We start from the raw sequence: 10677 nt of genomic DNA on the forward strand, positions 1-10677 counted from the left end.
GTTGGCGAGAACATCGAGTTCGCCAACAGTGCGGGAACGATCGAAGATCATCCTGTAAGCCTTGCGCAGCACAAGGATTTCGGACCTCGGCAGGCCGGAGCGCTTGAGCCCGATGATGTTGAGACCGCGCAAACTGGCGCGGTTGCCGACCGCTATGGCAAAGGGGATGACATCGCCGACGATCGCGGAGCAACCGCCCAGAAAGGCGTTGTCGCCGATGCGGACAAACTGATGCACTGCGGTCAGGCCGCCGATATAGACATTGTTACCGACCTCGCAGTGGCCGCCCAGCGTTGCGCCATTGGCGAACGTCGCATTGTTGCCGACGACGCAATCATGGGCGATATGGGCGTAGGCGAGGAAATTGCCGTTGTCGCCGACCGTCGTCTCACCGCGGCTGGAATCGGTGCCGAGATGCATCGTCACGCCTTCGCGGATCGTGCAGTTCCTGCCGATGACCAGGGTGGTTCGGCCGCCCTTGTGCTTTGTGTTCTGCGGCGGCGCGCCCAATGTCGCCATCGGGTAGACCTTGGTCGAGGCGCCGATCGACGTCGCGCCCATCACCGAGACATGACTGACCAGTTCGACGTCGTCGCCGATCACCACATCGGCGCCGACATGGCAGAACGGCCCAATGCGCACACCTTGGCCGATTTTGGCGCCTTCCTCGACAATGGAGGAAGCATGGATGGATGTCTTGATTTTCATAAGCACTCGATCGTCAGTCGCTGGTGACCATCATGGCTGAAATCTCGGCCTCGGCCGCCTTGGCGCCGTCGACCATGGCTTCACAAGCGAATTTGAGCAGGTTGCCGCGTTTCTTGATTTTCTTGACATAGATCTTCAACTGGTCGCCGGGAACGACCGGTTTGCGGAATTTGGCGTTGTCGATGGTCAGGAAATAGACCAGCGACGGCTTTTCGGTACCCAGGCTGCGGATACAGATGGCGCCGGCCGTCTGCGCCATCGCCTCAACGATAAGCACACCCGGCATGACCGGCTGCTCAGGGAAATGGCCCTGAAAATGCGGCTCGTTTATGGTCACGTTCTTGATGCCGATGGCGGATTCGTCACCATCGATGTCGACGATACGATCGATCATCAGGAACGGATAGCGGTGCGGCAGGAGCTTCATCAGCCCCATGATGTCGACCGCTTCCAGCGTCGTCGACGCGATCATGTCAGCCATTGCCTCCCTCGCCCTGTTTGCGGGTCCTGGCGAGCTTGCGCAGCATGGCTATCTCCCGCATGGCTTCCGCCATCGGCTGTGCCGGATAGCCGCCCCAGATCTCGCCTGCAGGGACATTGCTCATAAATCCACTTCTGGCGGCAAGCTTGGCCCCTGTCCCTATCGTCAGGTGATCCGCAAGCCCCACGCCGCCGCCCATGGTGACATTGTCACCCACGACCACAGAACCCGAAATACCCGAAAGCCCGGCTATTATGCAATTGCGGCCGATGCGGACGTTATGGGCGATCTGCACGAGATTGTCGATCTTGGTGCCTTGGCCGATGATCGTATCGGACATGGCGCCGCGATCGACGGTGGTGTTGGAGCCGATCTCGACGTCGTCTTGGATAACGACACGGCCGATCTGCGGCACGCGCTCAGGACCCTTGGCCCCGCCGACGAAGCCAAAACCATCCTGGCCTATCCTGGCGCCGCCATGAATGATGACGCGATTGCCGATCAAGGCATACTGGATGCTGGCGCCCGGACCGACATAGCCGTCGCGGCCGATCTGGCAGGATTGTCCGATGACCGCATTCGGGGCGATGACAGTACCGCTGCCGATCGAAGCGCTTGGCCCGATAACCGCGCCGGCCTCGATGACGGCACCGGCTTCGACATGCGCGGTCGCATCGACATGAGCGTACGGCGAGACGCCGGTTTCACTGGTCATCGGCCCTGGTGTCGCTGCCCTCGGAAACAGCAGACGCCCGATCAGCGCGAAGGCCTGTTGCGGACGCGGATGAATGAGAACGGCAACGCTTGCCGGCGCCTTGCCGGCAAATTCCGCCGGGCACAGCACCGCGGCAGCCCGCAGCGACGGCATCAGCGCGGAATTACGCTTGCCGTCGACAAAGACGAGCGCATTCTCGCCGCCCTCGCTGGCCGGCGCGAGTGCTTCGATCGAAATATTGGAGTGGCCGGAATCGACAAGCACCGAGCCGGTCAGATTCGCGACTTCGCCCGCCGTATACCGGCGTGATGGCGCGAAGAACACCGGATCGGTCATTCCAGAAGCTATATCCAGCTAGGTCGGAACATTTCTCCCGGACCCTGAAGACCCGAGAGCATCGTTGGCCGCCGATCAGAAGCGGGTCGATATGCCGAAGTTGAATTCCTGCACGTCGTCGCGCGCTTCCTTCTTGACCGGGATCGCATAGTCGATACGGATCGGACCGAACGGCGACGCCCACATCAGACCAACGCCGACAGAGGCACGCAGCTGCATGTCCGTTGACTCCTGAGCAACGCTCGTAACCTTGCTGCCATAGAGAGTCGCCGCGTCAGCAAACACAGCTCCGCGAAGGCCGAAGCTTTCCGGAACGACTGGCAGCGGGAACTGGGCTTCAGCAGAAGCATTGAAGTAGGTCGTACCGCCGAGATGGTCACCCGTGAGAGGATCCACAGGCCCGATACCGCCATAGGCGAAGCCACGGATCATGCGGTCCGTGCTCTGGAACTGATCGAAGATACGCAGGCCGTCACTGCCATAACCCTCGACATGGCCGGCGCCGCCCGAAATAAGGCCGACAAGATCAAGCGACTCGGACAACGTCTGATAGACGCTGCCGCGTCCCGTGATCTTCACGAACTTGGCATCGCCGCCAAGACCGGCCACTTCGACGGTTGTGTTGGCATAGATACCCTCATGCGGGTTCTTCATGTCGTCGATGGTGTTGTAGACCAGCCCGAGACTGACCGACGACTTGATCCAAGGGCTCTGATCGATGCCATCAAGGATTGCAGTTGAGATATTGCAAGGGCTGCCAGGAATATAAACCCCATCGGTCAAGCAACCATCGTCAACTTTATATTTTTCCTGCGAGATGTTGTACGCCAACTGGGTCGTGATGCTGTCGGTGATCGGCAGGCCGAAACGGATCGTCGCGCCTGTGGTATCGCTGTCATAGTTGTTGTTGTATTCCCGCGTCGACTTATAGATGTCGAAACCGGCGGCGATGCGCCGTCCGAGGAAATAAGGCTCGGTGAAGGACAGGCTGTAGTCGCGTGAATTCTTGCCGCCGCCCGCAGACAGCTTGATGAACTGACCGCGACCGAGGAAGTTGCGCTCGGTCACCGAGCCTTCGACCGACGGACCGGCCGTGTCGCCACCGGTCGAATAACCAGCACCCACCGAGAACTCGCCGGTCGATTTCTCAACCACGTCGACCACCAGAACGACCTGGTCGGGCTGCGAGCCAGGCACGGTCGAGATGTCGACTTTCTCAAAGTAATTCAAGTTTTCCAGGCGCTTCTTCGCGCGCTGGATGAGCACCTGGTTGAAGGCGTCGCCTTCGCTGACGTCGAACTCCCGGCGAATGACATAGTCACGCGTGCGATCGTTGCCGCGGATCTCGATGCGCTCGATATAGGCCTTGGTGCCCTGGTCGATCGTATAGACCACCGAAATGGTGTGGTTCTCGAAATTGCGGTCGCCGCGCGGCGTGACCTGCGCGAAGGCATAGCCGGAACCGGCCACCTTCTCGGTCAGCGCGATGATGGAATCCTCGACGTTCTTGGCGTTGTAGACGTCACCCTTGTGGGTCTCGATCACCGATTCCAGCGACTTGCCGTCGACTTCAGGGATCGTGCTCTCGACGCTGACATCGCCGAACGTGTAGCGGTCGCCTTCCTGGACGGTGATGGTGACCGTGTACTTGTTCGTCGCGCTGTCGAGCTCGCCGACGGCGGACACGACCTGGAAGTCGGCATAGCCGTGATTGTAGTAGAAGCGGCGCAGCAGCTCCTGGTCCGCGCGCAGCTTGTCATCGTCGTAGACGTCGTCGCGCAGGATGAAGGAAACCCAGGACGAACGCTTGGTGTTGATGATATCCGACAGGCGGCGGCTGGAATAGGCGCTGTTGCCGACGAAATTGATCGCCGCGATCTGCGTGCGATCGCCTTCGGCAATGTTGAAGACCACATTCACGCGATTGTCGCCAAGCTGCATGACCTGCGTGGTCACGGTCACGTCGTCGCGACCAATGCGCTTGTAGGCAGCCTTGACCGATTCCACGTCGGCATCCAGCGTCGCCTGCGAGAACGTTCCGCGCGGCTTCAGCTGCACCGCCGCCGCGAGCGCATTGTCCTTGAGCTTCTTGTTGTTCTGGAACAGCACCTGGTTGACAACCTGGTACTCGGCAACCTTGACCACCAGCGTCGAGCCGACCTGGTTGATCTGCACATCCGAAAACAGGCCGGTGCCAAACAGTGCCTTGACCGCACCGTCGATATCGGAACTGGAGAAAGCCTTGCCCGGCTTGATGGTGATGTAATTGCGGATGGTCTCAGCGTCGATACGCTGGTTGCCGCTTACTTCGACTCTGCTGACGACAGCGGCTTCAGCCGCCGATGTGGCAACGAACTGCACTGCGAGCGCGCCTGGCACGACCATGGCCGCGGACAGGGTCACCGCGGACGCGGCGCTTAGAAACTTGGATGCTGCCTTCATCGGGCTTAATAACCTTTTCTCGTAGTCCCCACGGCGAGAAAACCGGACGTGCGGTAATTTCCCCTACCGTATTAACCGGATTTTCCCTACACGCAAGGCTTCTGGTTAATTTGTATTTACTTAACCCTGCGGCGTGGCTTTCGCGTCACTCATATCCCCTTGCATGGTAAACGGCGTCTCAACATCGTCCATGCGGAAGCCAAATTTCTTCATGATTTCAGCACCCAAACAGATCGTTCCAAAAAACGAACCCCATGAAGCACAGCACCAGAAGCAACCCGGCCCGATAGGCCATTTCCATCATCCGTTCCGACACCGGACGGCGAATGACAGCCTCCACCCCGTAGAACAAGAGGTGACCGCCGTCGAGGGGGGGAATCGGCAAAAGGTTCAGAATTCCGATGCCAACGGATAGCAGTGCAACCAGCTGCACGAGCCATTCGAATCCCAGTTTCGCAGCCCTGCCCGCCATGTCGGCGATCTTCACCGGGCCGCCCAGCTGACATTTGTCTTCGCGCCCGACAACAAAGCGCTGCAGGAACTGGCCGGTGCGCTGGATGACGTGACCGGTTTCCTCGACCGCTGCCGCGACAGCTCCAACAGGCGTGTAGGTGATGAGCCGTGGCTGGCCGAGTTCCTTGTTGTTGACGACACCGATTACAGCGACCTTGACCTTGTTGCCGAGCGCGTCTTCCTGTTCCATCAGCCGCGGTGCCGCGGTCACAGTGACCTCCCGGCCGTCGCGCAGCATGACGAAAGTGATTGCGTCGTCCGCACGGCCCGAGACCAGGCGTTGGACGTCGCCAAAGGTTTCGACCTTGTTGCCGTCGACGCTGACGAATCGGTCGCCGGGAAGGATGCCGGCCTTCGCCGCCGGGCTGTCGGCGGTCACCTCGGCCACCATGGGCTCGGCGACATAGCGGCCATAGGCGGTGAACAGCACGGAAAAGACAACGATCGTCAGCAGGAAATTGAACAGCGGTCCGGCCACCACCGTTGCCGCGCGCTTCCAGATCGGCTGCGTGTGGAAGGCGACCTTGCGCTCTTCCGCGGTCAGCGTTTCAATTTCTTCCGACGTCGGCTGGCTCGATGTGGCGTTCATGTCGCCGACGAATTTGACATAGCCGCCAAGCGGTATCGCACACAGTTTCCAGCGCGTGCCGTGGCTGTCGTTGAAGCCGAAGAGTTCCGGGCCGAAGCCGATCGAGAAGGCCCTGACGCCGATGCCGCACCAGCGCCCGACAAGGTAATGGCCCATTTCGTGGACGAACACGACCACGGTCAGCACGAAGAGGAATGGCACCAGCGTGCCGAGGACAAAGCCTTGTGTGCTGAAAAGCGCGTGAAGAATCTCGTTCAAGACAAACCCTCAAATTCTTCCACGGCGCAGACTGCGCCGTGACTGTGACACCAATCCGGGCGAATCCAAGGCGCATCGCGCAAAGGACCTGAAATGACACCACTCAAACGGGAAACAGACCCTGCGCCGGATGATCGGCGTTCGCCGAAATCCAGCCGATGACGTATAGGGCGAATGCAGCTGCGACAAGCCCATCGACACGATCCATGACGCCACCATGGCCCGGGATGAGCGCGCCTGAGTCCTTGCGGCCATGGCGGCGCTTGACCCAGGATTCAAACAGGTCGCCTGCCTGCGAGACAATCGACAGCACGAGCGCCACCAGGCCGAGCAATGCCAGATTGCCGACACCGGCAGCTACGGCGAGGACCAGCCCGGCGACGACGCCGCCGAGCGCACCGCCGAGCGCGCCGCTGCGCGTCTTGCCGGGCGAGATAGAGGGCGCCAGTTTCGGCCCCCCAACGGCACGGCCAACGAAATAGGCAAGGATATCGGTGGCCCAGACGACCGCAAACAGGAACAGGATGGCAATGAGGCCCGAACGATCGCCATCGCGCAGCAAGGCGAGCGACAGGCCTGGAACCGCGGCATAGGCGAGGCCGCTCGCATCCCATTGTCCGGTCTTGCGAAGCGAGGCGGCTATCGCCGTTGCGGCAACAATGGCCGCCACAAGCGGCAGCAGCCAGGAGGCGGCCAGGCCGCCAATCAAGGCGCCAATGAAGACAACCAGCAGAGCTTCCGGCAGGAAACCCAGGCCCGTGGCCCCGGTCGGGCGCGACATGCGGGTCCATTCATAGAAGATCGCCGCCGATATCACGGCGCACAGCAGCCGGAACGGCAGACCGCCGATCCAGGTCAGACCGAGAGTGATGATGGCGAGCACGATCGCCGAAACGACACGCAGCTGGAGATTGCTCATCCCGCGGCCGGTCGCGAAGCGACGTCCTGGCCTCCAAGTCCGCCGAAACGGCGTTCGCGGCCAGCAAACTCACGCAAAGCCTCGGCAAGGTGCTCGCGGCTGAAGTCGGGCCAGTAGCAAGGCAGGAAGACGAGCTCGCTATAGGCGGCCTGCCACAGGAGGAAATTCGACAGCCGAAGCTCGCCGCTGGTGCGAATGACCAGTTCCGGGTCGGGAATGCCTTGCGTATCAAGCGCAACGGCAAAGCTTTCGGCTGATATCGCCTCGGCGTCGAGTTCGCCACGCGCCACGGCCAAAGCGAGCTTTTGCGCCGTGCGAACGATCTCGTCGCGTCCGCCATAGTTGAAGGCGATCACCAGCGTCAGAGATTCATTTGCGGCCGTCAGCGTTTCGGCCTCGTCGAGCAGTCCCCTGATATCGGGCTGCAGCCCTGCCCGGTCGCCGATGATTCTAACCCGCACACCGCTCTGGTGCAGTTCGGCGAGGTCACGGCGGATGAACATTTTCAGAAGGCCCATCAGGTCGCTGACCTCGGATTTCGGCCGCGACCAGTTCTCCGACGAGAAAGCGTAGACGGTCAGGTAGGAGATGCCGAGCCCGGGTGCTGCGCGCACCGTCTTGCGCAGCGCCTCGACGCCGGCACGATGGCCCGCAAGACGAGGCAAGCCGCGCGCCTTGGCCCAGCGTCCGTTTCCGTCCATGATGATTGCGACATGCGCGGGCGTTGCCATGTTCTCGCTTTCGGGTCAGCCGGAGGCCAAGACCCTAAACCTGCATGATTTCAGCTTCCTTATCGGAAAGCAGGTGGTCGATGGTGCTGATCGTCTCGTCGGTAAGTTTCTGAACCTGGTCCGAGCGCTTGCGCTGATCGTCCTCGCTGATGTCGCCGTCCTTCTCCGCCTTCTTCAGGAAGTCCATGCCGTCGCGGCGCACATGGCGCGCGGCGACCCGGGCGTTCTCGGCGTAGGTGTGCGAGATCTTGACCAGTTCCTTGCGTCGCTGTTCGTTGAGTTCGGGAAGCGGAATCCTGAGGTTGGTGCCGTCCACGATCGGGTTGAAACCCAGATTGGATTCGCGGATCGCGCGGTCGACCGCGCCGACCATCGACTTGTCCCATACCGATACCGAGATCATGCGCGGCTCCGGCACCGAGACGTTGGCGACCTGGTTGATCGGCATGGTGGTGCCATAGGCCTGCACCTGGATCGCATCAAGCAGATTGCTGGAGGCGCGACCGGTCCGCAGCGAAGCCAGATCATGCTTGAACGCGGCGATGGCCCCATCCATGCGCCGCTTGAGATCGTCGTACTCACCACTCATCTTTATCTCCTCGACCCGTCTAATGCGGGCTCACTGCTTCGGGGCCGTCTTCGAATCGGACCTTCGAAAACCGGTTTCCCTTCGGGCCAGGCCGCCGATCAATCGTCCGCGACGACCGTGCAGCGGCCGCCGCCCCTCAAAATATCGCCGAAACCACCTTTTTCGTGGATCGAATAGACGATTATCGGAATGTTGTTTTCGCGCGCAAGTGCAATCGCTGCAGTATCCATGATGGAAAGGCCGCGATTTATGACTTCGCCATGGCTGATGCGCTCGAAACGCGTCGCATTCGGGTCCTTCTTCGGGTCCGCCGAGTAGACGCCGTCGACCTGAGTACCCTTGAACAGTGCGTCGGCGCCGATTTCAGCCGCGCGGAGGGCGGCGGCCGAATCAGTGGTGAAGAACGGATTGCCAGTGCCGCCGGCGAAGATCACCACCTTGCCCTGGTTCATGTAAGCAGTCGCCTGGCGCTGCGAAAAGCTCTCGCAAAGTTCGGGCATGGCGATCGCCGAAAGCACCACGGCGTCGACGCCGATCTTGTTCAACGACGTGCGCAGCGCCAGCGAGTTGATCACCGTGGCAAGCATGCCCATGTGGTCGCCGGTGACACGGTCGCCGCCCTTGGAGGCAACGGCCACGCCGCGAAAGATGTTGCCGCCGCCGATGACGACACCGACCTCGATGCCCAATGCACGCGCCTCGGCGATGTCGCCGGCGATGCGATCCACCACTGAAACGTCGATGCCGAAATGCTGCTCGCCCATCAACGCTTCGCCCGACGCTTTCAACAAGACACGTCGGTAGAGGGGCTTCACCGTCATCTGGGCCTCTTCATTTGCATGTGGCGCGTTCCGGTGGCTACCCTCGCGCAGGCGCCGCCTCGAAACAATGGCGTTCCGATACACGAAGGGCGCCGCGATGTCACGCGGCGCCCAAACGGCAAATTCGCCGGTTTCCTTCCCATCAATCAATTGGTGGACACGCTGGCCGACTCTCCTTCGATAAGCACCGGTGACACGTAGTTGGAGGGCTTGTCGCCGGTTGTCGCGCCGCCGGTGACGCGCGCCTGTATCTGCGAGCCGAAATAGGAAAAGGGAAACGGCGCTGGAGTTCTGCTGACCCTCTCCAGCCGGTCGCGATGCGCTTTCGGAATCTCGAAATCCAGCGCGCCAAGATTGTCCTGCATTTGGCTGAGCGTCGTCGCGCCGAGAATGACGGTCGCGATCCCCGGCTGCGTCGCCACCCAGTTGAGCGCGACCTGAGGCATGCTGCGGCCGATCTCGGATGCGACCTTCTCGAGTTCGGCCACGATAGCCCAGTTGCGTTGCGTGAACTTTTGGAAACCCGGATGTGTCGAGTTGCGAAATCCGTCGAGCCGGCCCGCGTTTCCGGCCTGAGCCGGCCGATACTTGCCGCTCAGCAGTCCGCTGGCCAGCGGGCTCCACACCATGATGCCGGCGCCATGGCGCGTGCCGAATGGCACGAACTCATTCTCGATCGCGCGTTCGGCCAATGAATATTCGAGCTGCAACGCCGAAACCGGCTCATATCCGCGCAATTCGGCGATCGCCTGTGCGCGGCCCGCATACCAGGCGGGCACATCGGAAAGCCCGACATGGCGCACCTTGCCCATCCGAACCAGGTCGTCCAGCGTGCGCACGACCTCCTCGGCCGGGGTCAGCCTGTCCCAGACATGCATGAGATAGAGATCGATATAGTCGGTCCCCAACCGTTTCAGCGAAGCATCTACGGCCCGCATGATGTTCTTGCGGCCATTGCCGCCGGCATTCGGATTGCCGGGCTGCATGTTCATGGTGAACTTGCTGGCAATCACCGCCATGTCGCGCAAGCCGCGCTCGGCGATGAATTCGCCAAGCCAGGCTTCGGCCGTGCCGTCTGTGTAGAGATCCGCCGTGTCGAAGAAATTGCCGCCCGCCTCGACATAGGCGTCGAACATCGCCCGCGCCGTATCCCTGTCGGCTCCCCAGCCCCATTCCGTGCCGAAAGTCATCGTGCCCAGCGCCAGCCGGCTGACCCTGAGGCCGCTGTTGCCAAGAGTGTAGTAGGTCATGGTCATAATCGTCTTCCAATGCTTGGTGACAGATGCCCGAGCGTCACTGGCCCGGAGTGGTCTTGACCCAGGGATTGCCGCGCTCGTGTGTCATGCGGAACGCAAAGCCATCGACCTTCCAGCCATCCGCAAAACGCGTCAGGTGATGCTCATAGGTGCCCCAGACCTCCCAAAGCGGGTCGCCATTGCCTTCCATCCGGTTCCAGGCATAGCCGGTCGACAGGACAGTCGCCGTGTCCGCCTCGAGAACGACCTGGTGATTGGTGCGCAGATGCAGGCTTGTCTTGCTGCCCTTGAGGTTTGCCGCCCAGGCGCCAATCAGGGC

General features: G+C 61.3%; 11 protein-coding genes. All 11 read right to left on the reverse strand.

The genetic code is table 11. The features are described 5' to 3' along the window. Positions 1-708 (reverse strand): acyl-ACP--UDP-N-acetylglucosamine O-acyltransferase (gene lpxA / locus EN914_RS10395; RefSeq protein ID WP_127389073.1); only part of this gene is annotated, 708 nt, incomplete at its 3' end. 13 nt (positions 709-721) lie between these two features. Beyond that, a complete protein-coding gene (fabZ, locus tag EN914_RS10400) occupies positions 722-1189 on the reverse strand; it encodes a 3-hydroxyacyl-ACP dehydratase FabZ (protein ID WP_013531753.1) in 468 nt (155 codons plus the stop codon). Next, entirely contained in the window at positions 1182-2240 is a 1059-nt protein-coding gene (lpxD, locus tag EN914_RS10405; RefSeq protein WP_024503347.1) for a UDP-3-O-(3-hydroxymyristoyl)glucosamine N-acyltransferase, read from the reverse strand. Before lpxD ends, fabZ begins: the two co-directional genes overlap by 8 nt. A 75-nt stretch (positions 2241-2315) precedes the next feature. Next, positions 2316-4682: an outer membrane protein assembly factor BamA gene (bamA, locus tag EN914_RS10410; protein ID WP_013531755.1), complete on the reverse strand. Its 2367-nt coding sequence runs from the start codon at positions 4680-4682 to the stop codon at positions 2316-2318. A 217-nt stretch (positions 4683-4899) separates the two neighbouring features. Then, positions 4900-6042, reverse strand: coding sequence for an RIP metalloprotease RseP (gene rseP / locus EN914_RS10415; protein ID WP_024503348.1), 1143 nt, complete (start codon positions 6040-6042; stop codon positions 4900-4902). A gap of 103 nt (positions 6043-6145) precedes the next feature. Further along, positions 6146-6961: a phosphatidate cytidylyltransferase gene (locus tag EN914_RS10420; protein WP_024503349.1), complete on the reverse strand. Its 816-nt coding sequence runs from the start codon at positions 6959-6961 to the stop codon at positions 6146-6148. Continuing rightward, entirely contained in the window at positions 6958-7692 is a 735-nt protein-coding gene (locus EN914_RS10425; RefSeq protein ID WP_013531758.1) for an isoprenyl transferase, read from the reverse strand. The genes EN914_RS10420 and EN914_RS10425 overlap by 4 nt, the downstream gene beginning before the upstream one ends. Before the next feature lie 34 nt (positions 7693-7726). Next, positions 7727-8281 (reverse strand): ribosome recycling factor, encoded by a 555-nt coding sequence (frr, locus tag EN914_RS10430; RefSeq protein ID WP_013531759.1) that lies wholly within the window; start codon positions 8279-8281, stop codon positions 7727-7729. Positions 8282-8379: 98 nt separating this feature from the next. Further along, entirely contained in the window at positions 8380-9102 is a 723-nt protein-coding gene (pyrH, locus tag EN914_RS10435; RefSeq protein ID WP_013531760.1) for a UMP kinase, read from the reverse strand. 146 nt (positions 9103-9248) lie between these two features. Next, a complete protein-coding gene (locus EN914_RS10440) occupies positions 9249-10358 on the reverse strand; it encodes an aldo/keto reductase (RefSeq protein WP_024503350.1) in 1110 nt (369 codons plus the stop codon). 37 nt (positions 10359-10395) lie between these two features. Further along, a partial coding sequence (locus tag EN914_RS10445) for a nuclear transport factor 2 family protein (RefSeq protein WP_164778703.1) occupies positions 10396-10677 on the reverse strand: 282 nt, incomplete at its 5' end.

Origin of the sequence: Mesorhizobium sp. M7A.F.Ca.CA.001.08.2.1 (assembly GCF_003998455.1) — a bacterium.
GTDB classification, from domain to species: domain Bacteria; phylum Pseudomonadota; class Alphaproteobacteria; order Rhizobiales; family Rhizobiaceae; genus Mesorhizobium; species Mesorhizobium ciceri.

Bases quoted from the DNA above. Each gene is read 5' to 3' on its own strand.
- fabZ (WP_013531753.1), bottom strand. From the start codon at position 1,189: ATGGCTGACATGATCGCGTCGACGACGCTGGAAGCGGTCGACATCATG.
- lpxD (WP_024503347.1), bottom strand. From the start codon at position 2,240: ATGACCGATCCGGTGTTCTTCGCGCCATCACGCCGGTATACGGCGGGC.
- bamA (WP_013531755.1), bottom strand. From the start codon at position 4,682: ATGAAGGCAGCATCCAAGTTTCTAAGCGCCGCGTCCGCGGTGACCCTG.
- EN914_RS10420 (WP_024503349.1), bottom strand. From the start codon at position 6,961: ATGAGCAATCTCCAGCTGCGTGTCGTTTCGGCGATCGTGCTCGCCATC.
- EN914_RS10425 (WP_013531758.1), bottom strand. From the start codon at position 7,692: ATGGCAACGCCCGCGCATGTCGCAATCATCATGGACGGAAACGGACGC.
- frr (WP_013531759.1), bottom strand. From the start codon at position 8,281: ATGAGTGGTGAGTACGACGATCTCAAGCGGCGCATGGATGGGGCCATC.
- pyrH (WP_013531760.1), bottom strand. From the start codon at position 9,102: ATGACGGTGAAGCCCCTCTACCGACGTGTCTTGTTGAAAGCGTCGGGC.
- EN914_RS10440 (WP_024503350.1), bottom strand. From the start codon at position 10,358: ATGACCATGACCTACTACACTCTTGGCAACAGCGGCCTCAGGGTCAGC.